The organism is Cellulomonas wangleii (genome assembly GCF_018388445.1).
GTDB lineage: Bacteria > Actinomycetota > Actinomycetes > Actinomycetales > Cellulomonadaceae > Cellulomonas > Cellulomonas wangleii.
Genome location: NZ_CP074405.1, coordinates 653,203 through 670,120 on the forward strand (window position 1 = coordinate 653,203; position 16,918 = coordinate 670,120).

Consider the following 16,918-nt stretch of genomic DNA (forward strand, 5'->3'; position numbering starts at 1 on the left):
ATCGACCACTGGGCGCGTCGTCTCCCCGGGCGCCGTTGTCTCGGACAGTAGTCTGACCCACCGTTGCGGCGGTACCGGGCCGCAGGGGGCACGACGTCCCGGAAGGAGTGACGATGGCCACAGCAGGACGGGTCGCGGGGGTGGGCACGCTCGTGGTCGTGCTGCTCGGAGCGGGGTACGCGACGGCCGACGCGTACGACGTCGTGCCCGGCATCGTGACCCTGGCACCCCCCGTGCCGGACCCGTCCCCGTTCCCCACGGCGCCGGGCGCGGTCGACCCCACCGCGGTGCCGCGGGCGCTGGGCGACCTCGACCCGCAGGTGCCGCTGCCCGCCGCGGCCCAGGTCCAGTCCCTGGTCGACGGGCTCGTCACCGACCCGCGCCTGGGCCCCAGCGTGGGGGTCACGGTGGTCGACCAGCTCACGGGGGAGACGCTCGCGTCCCACCAGCCCGACGCCGGCCGCATCCCCGCGTCGACGGCCAAGATCCTCACGGGCGTCGCCGCGCTCACGGCGCTCGACCCGGACGCGACGCTGCCCACCCGGGTGGTGCGCGTCGACGACGGCACGATCGCGCTGGTCGCGGGCGGGGACATGATGCTGGCGGCCGGTGCCGGCGACCCGGCGGCCACCGCCGGGCGCGCGGGCATGGCCGACCTCGCGGCACGCACCGCCGCGGCGCTGGCGCTGCAGGGGACGACCAGCGTGCGCCTCCTGGTGGACGACGCGCTGTTCGCCGGCCCGACGGTCAGCCCGGCGTGGCACCCCGCCAACGTGAACGAGGGGTTCGTCGCGCCCGTCACCGGGCTGGCGGTCGACATCGGCCGCGTCGGTGAGGGCGAGTACGCGCCGCGCACGTCGGACCCGTCCCTGGCGGCGGCGAAGGTGCTGGCGCAGCGCCTGGGCGAGCTGGGCGTCACGGTGCAGGGCGAGCCGACGCGCACGTCGTCGACGCAGGGTGCGCCGGAGCTCGCGCGCGTCGAGTCCGCGCCCCTGGTCGACGTCGTGCACTACTTCCTGGAGACGTCCGACAACACCATCACCGAGGTCGTGTCCCGCCTCGTCGCGCTCGACGCCGGCCTGCCCGCCAGCTTCGACGGCGGGACGCAGGCGGTGCTGCGCCAGGTCGGGACCCTCGGGATCGACGTGTCGGCCGCCCGGATGGTCGACGCGTCAGGGCTGGGCGCCGGCTCCTCCCTGTCACCGGCCCTGCTGGCCGACGTGGTGCGGCTGACCACGGACCCCGCGCACCCGCTGCTGCGCGACGTCGCCGTGGGCATGCCGGTCGCCGGCCTGTCCGGCACGCTGTCCGACCGCTTCACCCGGTCCGACGCCCGCGGGCTCGTGCGCGCCAAGACGGGCTCGCTGCCGCGAGTCACCTCCCTGGCCGGCACCGTGCTGGACAGCCAGCGACGCCAGCTCGTGTTCGTCGTCATGGCGGACCAGACGCCCGAGGGCGGGCAGTGGGCCCCCCGGCAGGCCATCGACGGCTTCGTCGGGTCGCTGGCGGCCTGCGGCTGCCGCTGACACCGCCTGCCGCTGACCCCGCCTGCCGCTGACACCGCCCGCGCTGACCCCGCCCGCGCTGACCCCGCCCGCGCTGACCCCGCCCGTCGCGCGCTCGCGCGTTACCGTGGGCGCGTGCAGCCCACCGCTCCCGGACCCGTCGACTGGAACGCCGCCGCCCGCCTGGCCGGGCGGGTCGCGGCCCCCGGCCCGGTCGCCGACCGGGCCACCCTGGTCGAGCTCGTGACGGACCTGCGGGCGGCGGCGGGCGTCGCGGCCCGGCACGTCGTCGACGCGACCGGCATGGTGCCTGCCGACGGTCGGCACCCCGCCGAGCTCTCGCGCGTCCTGGTGGTGGACCGGCCGCGCTGGGCGACCGCCAACGCCGAGATGTTCGCGGTCATGGCCGCACCGCTGGCCACGCGCCGCGACGGCACCCCCGTGGTCGTGCCGGACGCGGCCCGGCTGGCCGCCGCCGCGCAGGTCGGCGGCGTGCTGGCGCTGCTGTCGGGCAAGGTCATCGGGCAGTACGACCCGTTCACCGCGGCGCCCGGGCAGCCCGGGCGGCTGCTGCTGGTGGCGCCCAACGTCCTGGCCACCGAGCGTCAGCTCGGCGTGGACGGCCACGACTTCCGCCTCTGGGTGGCGCTGCACGAGCAGACGCACGCCCTGCAGTTCGCCACCGCGCCGTGGCTCGCCGACCACCTGCGCGCGCGGTCGGCGGAGCTGCTCGCCGACCTGGCGGACCTGGCCCCCGGCGGCGCACCGGAACGTGCCGCCCTGCCGCGCCTCGAGGACCTGCTGAGCGCGCTGGTGCGCGCCGTGACGCACGACGAGGGCGGTGTGCTGCACCTGCTCACCGAGCGCCAGCGGGAGGTGTTCGACGAGGTCGGTGCGGTCATGGCGCTGCTCGAGGGGCACGCGGACGTGATGATGGACGAGGTGGGCCCGTCCGTCGTGCCGACCGTGCGGACGATCCGGAGGGCGTTCGAGCGGCGCCGGGACGCGTCGGCCCGTGCGACCGGCGTCGACCGCCTCCTGCGGCGGCTGCTGGGCATGGACCTCAAGCTGGCGCAGTACCGGGACGGTGCGTCGTTCGTCCGGGCGGTGCGCGCCCGCGTCGGCACGGAGGGCCTGAACGCGGTGTGGAGCGGCCCCGACGCGCTGCCGAGCGCCGCCGAGATCGGCGACCCCGCCGTGTGGGTGCGCCGCGTGCACGGATGACCTGCGCCCGTCGCTCGACGCCGCGGCCCCGTCGGCCGTGAGCGGGCCGCCGCCGGCCGTCGCCGCCGTGCGCGTCGCCGTGCGCCGCGCCCTGGCCGACGTGCCGCCGGGCCGCACGGTGCTCGTCGGCTGCTCGGGTGGCGCCGACTCGCTGGCGCTGGCCGCGGGGCTCGCGTGGGAGGCCCCGCGTGCCGGGTGGCGTGCGGGCGCCGTGGTCGTCGACCACGGGCTGCAGCCCGGGTCCGCCGACGTCGCGCGCGACGCCGCAGCCGCGTGCCGCGCCCTGGGACTGGACCCCGTGCGGGTGGTCCGCGTGGACGTCGGGACCGCAGGGGGGCCGGAGGGCGCCGCCCGGACCGCCCGCCACGCCGCGCTCGACGCGGTCGCGGACGAGCTCGACGCGGCGGCGGTGCTGCTCGGCCACACCCTCGACGACCAGGCCGAGACGGTGCTGCTGGCGCTCGCGCGCGGGTCCGGCGAGCGCGCGCTGGCCGGGATGCGGCCGGTGCGCGGGCGCCTGCGCCGCCCGCTCCTCGCGCTGCGGCGGACGGACACCGAGGCGGCGTGCGCGGCGCAGGGCCTGGTCCCGTGGCACGACCCGACCAACGGCCGGCCGCCGGCCGGGACGGACGTCGTCGCCGGGACCGGCGCGGTGCCGGGGTCCGCGGACGACCTGCCGCTGCGCAGCCGTGTGCGCACCGAGGTGCTGCCGGTGCTCGAGACGATCCTGGGACCCGGGGTCGCGCAGGCGCTCGCCCGCACGGCGGAGGCGCTCGCCGACGCGGACGAGGCGCTGGAGCAGGCGGCCGCCGGGCTCGTCGCGTCCGCGTCCGCGCCCGGGCAGTCCGGGGTCGTCGTGCTGGACGTGGGCCCCCTCGCGGCAGCCCCTGCCGCGGTGCGGCGGCGCGTCCTGCACGACGCCGCGGTGCGCGCGGGCTGCCCGCCGGGTGCGCTCGCGCGCGTGCACGTGCTGGCCGTCGAGGCGTTGGTCACGCAGTGGCGCGGGCAGGGGCCGGTGCACCTGCCCGGTGGCCGGGTGGCACGACGCGGGTGTGGCAGGCTCTACCTGGGCCTGCCACAGGCCGCGGGTGGCGGTGCCGACGCGGCCCGGCCCGCACGGTCCGCCGGGGGACGGGCCGGCAGGCAGGACCACCAGGACCACGAGCACGACGACGAGCACGACGACCGGGAGTGAGCGGTGGACGCGGCGGACATGGGTGACGACCTCGAGCGGGTGCTGCTGAGCGAGGAGCAGCTCCACGCGCGGCTCGACGAGATGGCGGCGCAGATCGACGCCGACTACGCGGGCGAGCCGCTGCTGCTCGTCGGTGTGCTCAAGGGCGCGGTCATGGTGATGGCCGACCTGGCGCGCCGGCTGCACGGCAAGGTCGAGATGGACTGGATGGCGGTGTCCTCGTACGGCTCGGGCACCAAGTCCTCGGGCGTCGTGCGGATCCTCAAGGACCTGGACACCGACCTCATCGGCCGGCACGTCCTGATCGTCGAGGACATCATCGACTCCGGCCTGACGCTGTCGTGGCTGCTGTCCAACCTGCGCTCGCGCGGCCCGGCGTCGGTCGAGATCGCGACGATGCTGCGCAAGCCCGAGGCGGCGAAGGTCGAGGTGCCGGTGAAGTACGTGGGCTTCGACATCCCGACGGAGTTCGTCGTGGGGTACGGCCTCGACTACGCCGAGCGCTACCGCAACCTGCCGTTCGTCGGGACGCTGGCGCCGCACGTCTACCAGGACTGAGCCGGCCGCGGGGCGCCTGTGCCCTGGGCGAACACCACAGGGGCCGTCCAGGTCCAGCGTGTACTTTCAAGGGCAGTGTCCCTGCGAGCGGAGGATGAGGGGCCACGCCCCGATCGCCCATGAATGTCAAGCGTCTCTTCCGCGGCCCCTTCATCTGGGTCGCCCTGGCCGTCGCCATCCTGCTCACCGCGTTCGGCATGCTCCAGGTGCCGGCGTCGCAGCAGATCGACACGTCAGCCGGTCTGCAGCTGCTCGAGGACGGCAAGGTCGACCAGGCCCTGGTGACCGAGGGCACGCAGCGCGTGGACCTCACGCTCACCGAGGCCTACGACCCGGAGCCCGACGAGGACGGTGACCTGGGCAAGCAGGTCTACTTCTTCTACGTCACCCCGCAGGGCGAGCAGGTCGTCGACGCGATCACCGCGGCCGACCCGCCCAACGGCTTCACCTCGAAGGTCCCGCAGCCGTCGTGGTGGGGCAGCCTGCTGACCCTCGTCCTGCCGTTCATCATCATCCTGGGCCTGTTCTGGTTCCTGATGTCGAACATGCAGGGCGGCGGCTCGAAGGTCATGAGCTTCGGCAAGTCGAAGGCCAAGCTGGTGAGCAAGGAGTCGCCGAAGGTCACGTTCGCGGACGTGGCGGGCGTCGACGAGGCGGTCGAGGAGCTGCAGGAGATCAAGGAGTTCCTCGCCGAGCCGGCCAAGTTCCAGGCCGTCGGTGCCAAGATCCCCAAGGGCGTGCTGCTGTACGGCCCGCCCGGGACCGGCAAGACCCTGCTGGCCCGTGCGGTCGCCGGTGAGGCGGGCGTGCCCTTCTACTCGATCTCCGGCTCGGACTTCGTCGAGATGTTCGTCGGCGTCGGCGCGAGCCGCGTGCGCGACCTGTTCCAGCAGGCCAAGGAGAACAGCCCCGCGATCATCTTCGTCGACGAGATCGACGCGGTCGGGCGTCACCGCGGCGCCGGCCTGGGCGGCGGGCACGACGAGCGCGAGCAGACGCTCAACCAGATGCTCGTCGAGATGGACGGGTTCGACGTCAAGACGAACGTCATCCTCATCGCGGCGACCAACCGCCCCGACATCCTCGACCCCGCGCTCCTGCGCCCGGGCCGCTTCGACCGCCAGGTCGCGGTCGAGCCGCCGGACCTCAAGGGCCGCGAGCGGATCCTCGCCGTGCACTCCCAGGGCAAGCCGATGGCGCCGGGCGTCGACCTCGCGGTCGTCGCGCGCCGCACCCCGGGCTTCAGCGGCGCCGACCTGGCCAACGTGCTCAACGAGGCCGCGCTGCTCACGGCCCGCCGTGGCGCGCAGGTCATCGACGACGCCGCGCTGGACGAGGCGATCGACCGCGTCATCGCCGGCCCGCAGAAGCGCACGCGCGTCATGAACGTCAAGGAGCTCAAGATCACCGCGTACCACGAGGGCGGTCACGCCCTGGTGGCGGCCGCCATGCGGTACACGGACCCGGTGACGAAGGTGACGATCCTGCCGCGCGGGCGTGCGCTGGGCTACACGATGGTCATGCCGATGGAGGACAAGTACTCCACGACGCGCAACGAGCTGCTCGACCAGCTCGCGTACGCGATGGGCGGCCGCGTCGCCGAGGAGCTCGTGTTCCACGACCCCACGACCGGGGCGAGCAACGACATCGAGAAGGCCACGTCCACGGCCCGCAAGATGGTCACGCAGTACGGCATGAGCGCGCGGATCGGCGCGATCAAGCTCGGCCAGGAGTCGAGCGAGATGTTCCTGGGCCGCGACGTCGGCCACCAGCGGGACTACTCGGAGGACGTGGCCGCGTCGATCGACCTCGAGGTCCGCGCGCTCATCGAGCGGGCGCACGACGAGGCGCGCGACGTCCTCGTGGAGTACCGCGACGTGCTCGACGCCCTGGTGCTGGAGCTCCTCGAGAAGGAGACCCTCAACCAGGACCAGCTGGCCGAGATCTTCGCCCCGGTCGTCAAGCGCCCGCCGCGCGACGTGTGGCTGTCCGCCGAGGAGCGCGCGGTGTCCGACCGCGGGCCCGTCATGACGCCGGCTGAGAAGGCCGCGCTCAACGGCCACGGCGTGGTGCCGCAGGACGAGGCCGCGGCGGCCCGTCCCGAGCACCCCGCGACCGCCGTCGTCGAGCTGCCCCCGGACGGCACGCCGGACGCGGACGGACCTCGGTGACGTGAGCGCCGTGACGCCACCCGCCGCGACGGGCGGGGCCTGCGCCGGGTCGTACGACGAGGAGCGTGCGGCGCGTGCCGTGCGCGAGCTGCTGCTGGCCGTGGGGGAGGACCCCGACCGCGAGGGGCTGCGCGAGACGCCGGCACGGGTCGCCCGCGCCTACCGCGAGATCTTCGCCGGGCTGCGGCTCGACGCGCGCGACGTGCTCACCACGACGTTCGACCTCGGCCACGAGGAGATGGTCCTGGTGCGCGACATCGAGGTGTACTCCACCTGCGAGCACCACCTGGTGCCGTTCCACGGCGTCGCGCACGTGGGCTACATCCCCGGTGCCGACGGGCGCATCACGGGTCTGTCGAAGCTCGCGCGCCTGGTGGACGTCTACGCCCGGCGCCCGCAGGTCCAGGAGCGGCTGACGACGCAGATCGCCGACGCACTGGTCGAGGTGCTCGACCCGACGGGCGTGCTGGTCGTGGTCGAGTGCGAGCACCTGTGCATGTCCATGCGGGGCGTGCGCAAGCCGGGGGCGCGCACCGTCACGTCGGCCGTGCGCGGGCAGATGCGTGACGTGGCGACCCGTGCCGAGGCCATGAGCCTGGTCACGGGCCGCTGACGGGACCGACGTGGACACGCGGCCGACGACGCACCGGGGCGACGCCGACGGGCCACGGCTCACGGCGCTGCCCCCCGCGCTGCGGGCGCCCGGCCGCACCCTGGTCATGGGGGTCGTCAACGTCACCCCCGACTCGTTCTCCGACGGCGGGCGCTGGTTCGACGCGGACGCCGCGGTCGAGCGCGGGGTGGTGCTGCTGTCGCAGGGTGCCGACCTGCTCGACGTCGGGGGCGAGTCGACGCGCCCCGGCGCGGCCCGGGTCCCGGTCGACGAGGAGCTCGCGCGTGTGCTCCCGGTGGTCGAGCGGCTGGTCGCGCACGGTGCCGCGGTGAGCGTGGACACCACCCGCGCCGTCGTGGCCGAGCGGGCCGTGGAGCGCGGTGCGGTGCTGGTCAACGACGTGTCGGGCGGCATGGCGGACCCCGCCATGGCGGACGTCGTCGCCCGCACCGGTGCGGCGTACGTCGCGATGCACTGGCGGGGCCACGCGGACGTGATGGACGCGCACGACGTCTACGACGACGTCGTGGGCGACGTGCGGCGCGAGCTCGCGCAGCGCGTGGCCGCGCTGCACGCGGCGGGGGTGCGCGACGAGCAGGTCGTGCTGGACCCGGGCCTCGGGTTCGCGAAGACGGGCGAGAGCAACTGGCCGCTGCTGGCCCACCTGCCGGACCTGGTGGCCGACGGCTACCCGGTGCTGGTGGGCGCCAGCCGCAAGCGGTTCCTCGGGCACCTCCTGGCCGGGCCCGACGGCACGCCCGCCGCGCCGGAGGCCCGCGACGACGCGACCGCGGCCGTCACGGCGCTGGCCGCTGCGGCGGGGGCCTGGGCGGTCCGGGTGCACGAGGTGGCGGCGTCCGCGGCAGCGGTGCGGGTGGCCGCACGCTGGCGGGACGCGCAGGGCGACACGACGGCACGGCACGCGACGACGGGTGCCGCACGGGAAGGAGCGCGGTGAACGTGCAGGACGACGTGCAGGACGAGGGCGGGCGCCGGCTGGACCAGATCCGGCTGACGGGCATCCGCGCCACGGGGTACCACGGGGTGTTCCCGCACGAACGGCGCGACGGGCAGACGTTCGTCGCCGACGTCGTCGTGCACGTGGACACGCGTCGCGCAGCGGCCGGCGACGACCTGGCGCACACCGTGCACTACGGGGAGCTGGCCGAGCAGGTCGTGGCCGTGCTCACCGGGGAGCCGGTCGACCTGGTGGAGACCCTGGCCGAGCGGATCGCGGCGACCGTGCTCGCACGGCCGGGCGTGCACGCCGTCGACGTGGCCGTGCACAAGCCCGAGGCACCGATCACGGTGCCGTTCGACGACGTCGTGGTCTCGATCCGGCGCGACCGCAGCAAGCTCCCGGCCGCCGAGCCGTACCGCCCCGCGACCGGGCAGGTGCGCCGGTCCACCGACGCGTCGCGACCGCGCACGGCGTCGCTGCCGCTGGGGGCCGCCGCCCCGGACGCGCTGCCCGCCGCCGCCCCGCTGCCCGCCGCCGCCCCGCTGCCCGCCGCACCCCCGCTGCCGCCGCTCGTCGCGCACGCGGCGCCGGCGGCACCGGTCACGCCCGCGTCCGGTGCGGCCACGGTCCCCGGGCCGCCGTCACCGCCTGCCGGGGCGCCCGCGGCGGGTCCGCCCGCGCCCGACACCTCGCGCCCCGCGCACGACGGCGGTCCCGACGGCGGTGCGGTCCGCGTCGGGCCGGCGCCGACCGGTGCGGTCCCGACCGGGGTGCTGCCCGCGGTGGGTGCCGCCGTCGCCGCCTCGCCGTCGCACGGTGCGGAGCGTGCCGGCGGGGCGCCCGTCGACCCGGCCTACGCCGCGCGGGTGGACGCGTACGCGGCCGCGCCCGCCGCACCCCGGCCCGAGTGGCCGGTCCACGACCGCCACGAGGACGGCCCCGGCCCGGATCTCGGTGCGACGCAGCTCATGGACCCGGTCACGGACGTCGTCGAGGGCGAGATCGTGCAGGACGCGCTCGACGAGCCGCCGGGTCACCCCGTGCGGACGGTGCTCGCGCTGGGGGCGAACCTCGGCCCCGCGCAGGACACCCTGCGGCGGGCGGTCGCCGACCTCGCGGCGACGCCGGGCGTCGAGGTCGTCGCCGTGTCCCCGTTGGCCCGGACCGCCGCGATCGGCCCCGAGCAGCCGGACTACCTCAACGCCGTCGTGCTGGCCCGCACCACGCTGGCCGCACGCGAGCTGCTGCGCGCCGTGCACGCGGTGGAGAACGCGCACGGACGCGAGCGCGCCGAGCGCTGGGGCCCGCGCACCCTGGACGTCGACATCATCGTGTACGGCGACACCCTGGCCGTGACCGACGACCTCGAGCTGCCGCACCCCCGCGCGCACGAGCGCGCGTTCGTCCTCGAGCCGTGGGCGCAGGTCGACCCGGAGGCGGTGCTGCCCGGGCTCGGCGGCGGGCCCGTGGCACAGCTCGCCGCGACCGCACCCGACCGCGACGGCGTGCGCTGGATGGCCCTCGACTGGCTGACGGCGCCCGTGCCGGCGGCCATCCCCGAGCCGGACGCCGCCGGTCCGGAGGGGACGCACCGACCGTGACCGCGACCCGGGTGCGCACGCTCGTCCTGCTGGCGGCCGGGGTCACGGCCGTCACGTGGTGGGCCATGCGGATGACGGTCGGCCGCGGTGCGGCCACCCCGCCGGACGTCCCGTGGCTCGTGGTCGCCGTGGAGCTGGTGATCGCCGGTGTCGTGCTGTCGATGGGCTGGGCGGTGCGGCAGTACCAGCGGGGCAGGCGACCGCTGCTGGACCCCGTGCGTGCGGCCCGCACCGCGGTGCTCGCCAAGGCGTCGTGCTACACCGGGGCGCTGCTGACCGGCTGGTACGGCGGGCAGGCTCTGTCCCTGCTCACCGACGCCGACGTGCCCGGCAACTCGGCGCGGGCCGGGTCCGCCGGTGTCGCCGTGGTCGGGGCGGTCGTGCTCGCCGTCGTGGGGCTCGTCGTCGAGCACTGGTGCCGGATCCCGCCGCCGGACGCCGAGGAGCCGGCCGTGCGCCGCCGCACCGAGCCCGACCCCTCGGCGGGCTGACCCGCCCGCACCCGGGCACCCGATGCCGTGCGGGAGGATGGACCCCATGACCACCACCCCGGAACCGGCTGCCGCGGCGGGCGACACCGACCCGTTCGACCTGCACGACGTCGAGTGGACGGCGGTGTCGACGCGCCTGGCGACCGCGCGCCTCGTGGTCCTCGGGATCTGGGCCGTCGTGCTGCTCGTCCCGACGGTGCTGCTCGCGGCGCTGGTCGGCGTGCCGTGGCTGTGGGCGGTGCCCGCGCTCGTGGTCGTCCTGCTGGTGTGGGGCGCGCTGCTCGTGCCGCGTCAGGTCCGCGCGGTGGGGTACGCCGAACGCGCCGACGACCTGCTGATCCGCCGGGGCATCCTGCTGCGCTCGCTCGTCGTGGTGCCGTACGGGCGCATGCAGTACGTCGACGTGACGTCCGGTCCGCTCGCCCGCCGGTTCGGCATCGCGACCGTGCAGCTGCACACCGCCGCCCCCGGCACCGACGCGACCATCCCGGGTCTGCCGCCGGCCGAGGCCGCGCGGCTGCGCGACCGGCTCGCGTCCCGCGGTGAGGCCCGGCTGGCGGGGCTGTGAGCACCGCGCTGCACCCCGTGCCCGAGTCCGCGGGGGAGGAAGGGTACGACTGGCGCCGTCTGCACCCCGTGACACCGGCGCTGCGCGGGTGGAAGGCGCTGGTGGCGTTCGTCGCGATCGTCGGCTACCAGATGGCCGACGTGCTGCGCGACGTGGTCGGGGCGCTCGGCCCGGGCCGCGCGTGGCTCGTCGTGCTCGGTGCCGTCGTGCTCGTCGGGCTCGTCGGTTTCGTGTACTCCGCGCTGGCGTGGCGGGTCATGCGCTACGCCGTCACCGACACGGCCGTGCACCTGCGCACGGGACTGCTGTTCCGCCAGCAGCGCCAGGCGCGCCTGGACCGGTTGCAGGCCGTCGACATGGTGCAGCCGCTGCTCGCGCGGCTGCTGGGACTCGCCCAGCTCAACCTCGAGGTCGCCGGCGGCACGGGCTCCGCCGTGCAGCTGGCCTTCCTGCGGGAGGCCGAGGCGGAGTCGCTGCGCGCCCAGATCCTCGCGCTCGCCGCCGGCGTCGGGCCGACGCGGGTGGTGCCCGGGCCCGCGGGCGACCCGGACGCCGGTACCGCGGTCGACGGGGCGGCGGGCGCGGTGCCCGACGTCGCGGGCGCGGCAGCCGGGAGCCCGGGTGTGCGCGTGTACGAGGCCGCGCCCGAGCGGCAGGTGTACGAGCTGCCCATGCCCCGGCTCATCCGGTCGATCCTGCGCTCGGGGCCGCCGTGGGCCCTGCTGGTCGTGTTCGTGGCGTCGGTCGCCGCGAGCGTCACGGTGGGGGACGTGGGCATGCTGTTCGTCGTCCTGCCCGGCGTCATCGGCGTGGGCGGCTACGTGTGGGGGCGGCTCAACGCCGCCGCGACGTTCCGCGCGGCCGTGTCCCCCGACGGGATCCGGCTGCGGCACGGGCTGACCGAGACCCGTACCCAGACCGTGCCGCCGGGACGCGTGCAGGCCGTGCGCCTCAGCCAGGGGCCGTTCTGGCGCGGCGCCGACTGGTGGAAGGTCGAGATCAACGTCGCGGGCTACGGCGCCGAGTCGATGACCGAGTCCGTGCTGCACCCCGTCGCCACGCGGGCGGAGGCCGCGGTCGCGCTGTGGCTGGTGCTGCCGGACCTGGGCGTCGACGACCCGCTGGCGACGCTCGACGCCGCCCTGACGGGCCGCGACGACGACGGCGGGTTCACGCCCGCCCCGTACCGCGCGCGCTGGGTCGACCCGCTGAGCCGGCGCCGGCACGGGGTCCTGGTGACACGCACCGCCCTGGTCATGCGGTCGGGCCGGTGGTGGCGCTCGGTGGTCGTCGTGCCGCACGAGCGCACGCAGAGCATCGCGCTCACCCAGGGCCCGGTGCAGCGGCGCCTGCGGCTCGCCACGTTCGTCACCCACTCGACTCCCGGACCCGTCACGCCGCAGGTCGAGCACCTGGACGAGCACGTCGCCGCGGAGCTGCTGCAGGAGCAGGCGCGCCGCGCCCGCGAGGCCCGGGCCGTCGCCGGACCCGAGCTGTGGATGCGGACGGCCGCGGCGGACCTGGGGACGGGCGGCGACGTCGCCGGCGCGCAGCCTCCGCAGCCGCCGGTGGTCGACGCGGCACCCGCGCCGACGGCCCCGACCCCGACGCCCACGGCCCCGACGCCCACGGCCCCGACGGCGCCGCCCCCGGCCCCGACGGCAGCCACCGCGACGGCACCCGACCCGACGGTCGTGGCGGCCGTCCGCCCCACGCCGGCCGAGCCCGTCGCCGACGACGGGGGCCGACCGTGACCGCCGACCCGGCGTCGCGTCCGGGCCGCCTGGGTGTGGGCGTCGTGGGCGCCGGGCGCGTGGGCGCCGTCCTGGGCAGTGCGCTGCGCGGTGCGGGCCACCCGGTGGTCGGGGTCTCCGCGGTGTCCGAGGCGTCGCGCGAGCGTGCCGCGATGCTGCTGCCGGGCGTGCCGGTGCTGGAGGTGCCCGAGGTGGTGCGCCGCGCCGAGCTGGTGCTGCTGGCCGTGCCCGACGACGCGCTCGCGCCGCTGGTCCAGGGCCTGGCGGACACGGGCGCGTGGCAGGTGGGGCAGATCGCCGTGCACACGTCGGGGCGCTTCGGCACGGCCGTGCTCGCGCCCGCCCGCGCCGCCGGCGTGATCCCGCTGGCACTGCACCCCGCGATGACCTTCACGGGGACGTCCCTCGACCTGGCCCGGCTGGCGGGCTGCGCGTTCGCGGTGACCGCGCCCGGGCCCGTGCTGCCGATCGGCCAGGCGCTCGTCGTCGAGATCGGTGGGGAGCCGGTGGTCGTCGACGAGGACCGGCGCCCGCTCTACCACGCGGGGCTCGCGCACGGTGCGAACCACCTGGTGGTGCTGGTGGCCCAGGCGGCCCAGGTGCTGCGGGCGGCGGGCGTGGCGGATCCCGGTCGCGTGCTGCGTCCCCTGCTGGAGGCGGCGCTCGACGGGGCGCTGCGGGCGGAGGACGCCGCCGGGGACACCGGTCCGGGTGCGGTGAGCGCGCTCACCGGCCCGGTGCGGCGCGGGGACGCCGGCACGGTGGCCGACCACGTCGCGGTGCTCGCCGAGCTCGGCACCACCAGCGGTGCGGTCGACGTGCTGACGGGTTACGGTGCGCTGTCGCGGGCCGCGGCGGCGCGGGCGCTCAGCGCCGGGCTGGTCGGCCCCGACGCAGCGCAGCGCGTGCTCGACGCGCTCGCGGGCATCATCCCGGCGCCCCCGGCGTTGCAGGAGGACGACCACGGAGCACCGCCGCCGGGACACCCCCGCGCGCCAGGACCGGACGACGACGGCGGCACCCCGCCGCAGGAGGACGCATGAGCACCACCCACCCCGCGCTGGTGCGCGACCGCGACGGCCTCGCCGCGGCGCTGGCCGCGCAGGACGCCGCCACGCTGCCGCGGCCCGAGTCGGACACCGGCCGGCGCCGCTACCGGCGCGCCGTGGTCATGACCATGGGGGCGCTGCACGAGGGGCACCTGGCGCTCGTCGAGCACGCCCGCTCGCTGGCGGAGGTCGTCGTGGTGACGATCTTCGTCAACCCGCTGCAGTTCGGCCCCACGGAGGACCTGGCCCGGTACCCGCGCGACCTGGAGCGGGACCTGCGGCTGCTGTCGGGCCCCGGTCTGCTGCGCCCGCAGGACGTGGTGTTCGCCCCGACGGTCGACGTCGTCTACCCGGACGGGGACCCGACGGTCCGCGTGACCGCGGGTCGTGTCGGCGACGTCCTCGAGGGCGCCTCGCGTCCCGGCCACCTCGACGGTGTGCTCACGGTGGTGCTCAAGCTGATGCACCTGACGCAGCCGGACGTGGCCGTGTTCGGCCAGAAGGACGCGCAGCAGGTGGTCGCGGTGCGGCGGATGGTCGAGGACCTCGACGTGCCGGTCGTCGTCGCCGTGCACCCGACGGTGCGCGAGCCCGACGGTCTGGCCCGCTCGAGCCGCAACGCGTACCTGACGGCCGACGAGCGCGAGCGTGCCCTGGGCCTGTCGGCGGCGCTGTCCGCCGGGCGTCGCGCCGCGGACGGCGGGCAGGGCGCGGACGAGGTCGTCGCGGCTGCTCGTGCCGTGCTCGACGAGCGGTTGTCCGACGACGACGCGGTGGACTACGTGGCGCTCGTCGACGCTGGGACCTTCGCGCCGGCCGACGCCCGCACCGACGAGGCGCTGCTGCTGCTGGCCGCGCGGGTGGGGAGCACGCGGCTGATCGACAACGCCCCGCTGACGCTGCGCACCGGCCTGGCCGGCGCGGGCCGGGGCTCCGACGCGACGGGCCGCACGACCGGGGGTGCCGCGTGACCACGCTGCAGCGCACGATGATGACCGGCAAGGTGCACCGCGCCACGGTCACGGCCGCCGACCTGCACTACGTCGGCTCCATCACGATCGACGCGGACCTGCTCGCGGCGGCGGACGTCCTGCCCGGTCAGCAGGTCGACGTCGTCGACGTGACCAACGGCGCGCGCCTGACCACCTACGCGATCGCGGGCGAGCCCGGCGGTGGGCAGGTGTGCGTCAACGGCGCCGCCGCCCACCTGGTCCACCCGGGTGACGTCGTCATCGTCATCGCCTACGGCACGATGTCCGACGCGGAGGCGCGCACGTACACCCCGCACGTCGTGCTCGTCGACGCGGACAACCGCATCGTCGACACGGGCGACGACCCGGGCCAGGTGCCGGAGGAGTGGACGGCGCGGACGGGCCTCGTCGCGTCGGGCCTGCCGCTGGCGCGCGGCCGGGAGGCGGTCGACGGCGCGGTGGGCTGACCCTGCCGCGCTAGTGTCCGCTGCGTGCCCGTGCTGCCCGACCTGCCGTCCGTCCGCCTCGCCACGCGTCTCGCGGCGCCGGACCCGGGCTGGACCGTCCAGGCGGACGCGGTCGTGGTGGGCTCCGGGATCGCGGGCCTGACGGCGGCGCTCGAGCTGCGCTCGCGGGTGGGCCGGGTGCTGCTGGTCACCAAGGGGCTGCTGTCGTCCGGGTCGACGGTGTGGGCGCAGGGCGGGGTCGCCGCGGCGCTCCACCCGGAGGACTCCCCGGCGGCGCACCTGCAGGACACGCTCGTCGCGGGCGTCGGGCTGTGCGACCCGCGCGCGGTCGAGACGCTGGTCACCGAGGGGCCCCGCCGGGTGCGCGAGCTGGTGGCCAGGGGCGCGGTGTTCGACACCACGCCGGACGGTGCGATCAGCCTGACGCGCGAGGGCGGGCACCTGACGGACCGCATCGCGCACGCGGGCGGCGACGCGACGGGTGCCGAGATCTCCCGTGCCCTGGTGGCGCAGATCGAGGCCGTGCGCGACGACCCGGGCATCGAGGTCATCGAGCACGCCCTGGTGCTGGACGTGCTGACCGGTGCGCCGGGCCCCGACGGCGCGCCCGGCGCGGTCGCCGGGGTGACGCTGCACGTCATCGGCGAGGGCTCGCGCGACGGGGTCGGTGCGGCGCTCGCGCCCGCGGTGGTGCTCGCCACCGGCGGGATCGGGCAGGTGTACCGCTCGTCGACCAACCCGGCGCAGGCGACGGGCGACGGCATCGCCGCGGCCCTGCGCGCCGGCGCCGTGCTGGGGGACCTCGAGTTCGTGCAGTTCCACCCGACGGTGCTGTGGCTGGGCGCGGGTGTGAAGGGCCAGCTGACCCTGGTCAGCGAGGCCGTGCGGGGCGAGGGGGCCCTGCTGCTGGACACCGACGGCGTGCGGTTCATGCCCGACGTGCACCCGCTGGCCGAGCTCGCGCCGCGGGACGTCGTCGCGCACGCCATCGTGCGGCGGCTGGCGGCGACGGGCTCGGACCACGTGTGGCTCGACGCGCGGCACCTGGGGGCGGACTTCCTGCGTCGGCGGTTCCCGACGATCCACGAGCGCCTGGCGGAGCACGGCATCGACCCGGCCACCGACCTGGTGCCGGTGGCGCCGGCGCAGCACTACCACTCGGGCGGCGTGGTCACGGACCTCGACGGGCGGTCGTCGCTGACCGGCCTGTACGCGGTGGGGGAGGTGGCGTGCACGGGCGTGCACGGCGCCAACCGGCTGGCGTCGAACTCGCTGCTGGAGGGCCTGGTGTTCGCGCACCGCGCGGCGCGGGACGTCGCGGCGCGCATCGACGGCGGGTTCCTGCCGCGCGTCGAGCCGGTCCCGCGGCCGGGGGCCGAGGCGCTGGTCGCGGCGGCCTCTCGCGCGCGGGTGCAGCGCGCCGCGACCGACGGCCCGGGCGTGCTGCGCTCGGGCGAGGGGCTGCGGCGGGCGCTGGCCACGCTGGCGGCGATCCCGGCGGACGCGCACGAGCGTCGCCACGACGGCCGGCGCCTGGGCGAGCCCCAGCTCGCGGAGTGGGAGACGACGAACGTGCACCAGGTGGCGACCGTGCTGGCGCTCGCGGCGCTGGTCCGCGAGGAGTCCCGGGGCGGGCACGCGCGGGCGGACCATCCCTCGACGGTGGACGGCTGGCGGCAGCGGCTCTGGGTGAAGTCCGTACCGGACGGAAGCGTGCAGACCGGGCGTACCCCCGTCGGATAGTCCGATGACCACGCTCCCAGGCCGAAAGTTTCCATCGGTGGGGCCGC

15 protein-coding genes are annotated in these 16,918 nt (G+C 76.5%); all 15 read left to right on the forward strand.

The features are described 5' to 3' along the window. Positions 1-113 precede the first annotated feature (113 nt). Positions 114-1,526, forward strand: coding sequence for a D-alanyl-D-alanine carboxypeptidase/D-alanyl-D-alanine endopeptidase (gene dacB, locus KG103_RS03230; RefSeq protein WP_207340433.1), 1,413 nt, complete (start codon positions 114-116; stop codon positions 1,524-1,526). A gap of 114 nt (positions 1,527-1,640) precedes the next feature. After that, a complete protein-coding gene (locus KG103_RS03235; RefSeq protein ID WP_207340434.1) occupies positions 1,641-2,729 on the forward strand; it encodes a zinc-dependent metalloprotease in 1,089 nt (362 codons plus the stop codon). A 37-nt stretch (positions 2,730-2,766) separates the two neighbouring features. Then, a complete protein-coding gene (tilS, locus tag KG103_RS03240; RefSeq protein WP_207340435.1) occupies positions 2,767-3,924 on the forward strand; it encodes a tRNA lysidine(34) synthetase TilS in 1,158 nt (385 codons plus the stop codon). Positions 3,925-3,927: 3 nt separating this feature from the next. Beyond that, a complete protein-coding gene (gene hpt / locus KG103_RS03245; protein WP_207340436.1) occupies positions 3,928-4,482 on the forward strand; it encodes a hypoxanthine phosphoribosyltransferase in 555 nt (184 codons plus the stop codon). A 119-nt stretch (positions 4,483-4,601) separates the two neighbouring features. Beyond that, positions 4,602-6,653, forward strand: a complete 2,052-nt coding sequence (gene ftsH / locus KG103_RS03250; protein WP_207340437.1) for an ATP-dependent zinc metalloprotease FtsH — start codon at positions 4,602-4,604, stop codon at positions 6,651-6,653. 1 nt (position 6,654) lies between these two features. Beyond that, the gene (folE, locus tag KG103_RS03255; RefSeq protein ID WP_443623135.1) at positions 6,655-7,266 is read left to right on the forward strand and encodes a GTP cyclohydrolase I FolE; all 612 of its coding nucleotides are present in this window, start codon (positions 6,655-6,657) and stop codon (positions 7,264-7,266) included. 106 nt (positions 7,267-7,372) lie between these two features. Next, positions 7,373-8,224 carry a dihydropteroate synthase gene (gene folP / locus KG103_RS03260; RefSeq protein ID WP_207340786.1) on the forward strand — a complete coding sequence of 284 codons (852 nt, stop codon included), beginning with the start codon at positions 7,373-7,375 and terminating at the stop codon, positions 8,222-8,224. After that, the gene (gene folK, locus KG103_RS03265; RefSeq protein WP_213319978.1) at positions 8,221-9,828 is read left to right on the forward strand and encodes a 2-amino-4-hydroxy-6-hydroxymethyldihydropteridine diphosphokinase; all 1,608 of its coding nucleotides are present in this window, start codon (positions 8,221-8,223) and stop codon (positions 9,826-9,828) included. The genes folP and folK overlap by 4 nt, the downstream gene beginning before the upstream one ends. After that, complete coding sequence (locus KG103_RS03270; protein ID WP_207340438.1) at positions 9,825-10,319, forward strand: DUF3180 domain-containing protein; 495 nt, start codon at positions 9,825-9,827, stop codon at positions 10,317-10,319. The genes folK and KG103_RS03270 overlap by 4 nt, the downstream gene beginning before the upstream one ends. Positions 10,320-10,365: 46 nt before the next feature. Further along, positions 10,366-10,887 carry a PH domain-containing protein gene (locus KG103_RS03275; protein WP_207340439.1) on the forward strand — a complete coding sequence of 174 codons (522 nt, stop codon included), beginning with the start codon at positions 10,366-10,368 and terminating at the stop codon, positions 10,885-10,887. Continuing rightward, entirely contained in the window at positions 10,884-12,641 is a 1,758-nt protein-coding gene (locus tag KG103_RS03280; RefSeq protein ID WP_207340440.1) for a PH domain-containing protein, read from the forward strand. The genes KG103_RS03275 and KG103_RS03280 overlap by 4 nt, the downstream gene beginning before the upstream one ends. Beyond that, on the forward strand, positions 12,638-13,684 hold the full coding sequence (locus KG103_RS03285; protein ID WP_207340441.1) for a Rossmann-like and DUF2520 domain-containing protein: 1,047 nt from the start codon (positions 12,638-12,640) through the stop codon (positions 13,682-13,684). Before KG103_RS03280 ends, KG103_RS03285 begins: the two co-directional genes overlap by 4 nt. Then, positions 13,681-14,661, forward strand: a complete 981-nt coding sequence (panC, locus tag KG103_RS03290; protein ID WP_207340442.1) for a pantoate--beta-alanine ligase — start codon at positions 13,681-13,683, stop codon at positions 14,659-14,661. The genes KG103_RS03285 and panC overlap by 4 nt, the downstream gene beginning before the upstream one ends. Then, a complete protein-coding gene (panD, locus tag KG103_RS03295; protein WP_249670758.1) occupies positions 14,658-15,128 on the forward strand; it encodes an aspartate 1-decarboxylase in 471 nt (156 codons plus the stop codon). Before panC ends, panD begins: the two co-directional genes overlap by 4 nt. A gap of 24 nt (positions 15,129-15,152) precedes the next feature. Continuing rightward, positions 15,153-16,871 (forward strand): L-aspartate oxidase, encoded by a 1,719-nt coding sequence (locus tag KG103_RS03300; RefSeq protein ID WP_207340443.1) that lies wholly within the window; start codon positions 15,153-15,155, stop codon positions 16,869-16,871. Positions 16,872-16,918 lie beyond the last annotated feature (47 nt).

Coding starts and splice junctions, on each gene's coding strand:
- ftsH (WP_207340437.1), top strand. CDS start 4,602: ATGAATGTCAAGCGTCTCTTCCGCGGCCCCTTCATCTGGGTCGCCCTG.
- KG103_RS03275 (WP_207340439.1), top strand. CDS start 10,366: ATGACCACCACCCCGGAACCGGCTGCCGCGGCGGGCGACACCGACCCG.
- panC (WP_207340442.1), top strand. CDS start 13,681: ATGAGCACCACCCACCCCGCGCTGGTGCGCGACCGCGACGGCCTCGCC.
- dacB (WP_207340433.1), top strand. CDS start 114: ATGGCCACAGCAGGACGGGTCGCGGGGGTGGGCACGCTCGTGGTCGTG.
- folP (WP_207340786.1), top strand. CDS start 7,373: ATGGGGGTCGTCAACGTCACCCCCGACTCGTTCTCCGACGGCGGGCGC.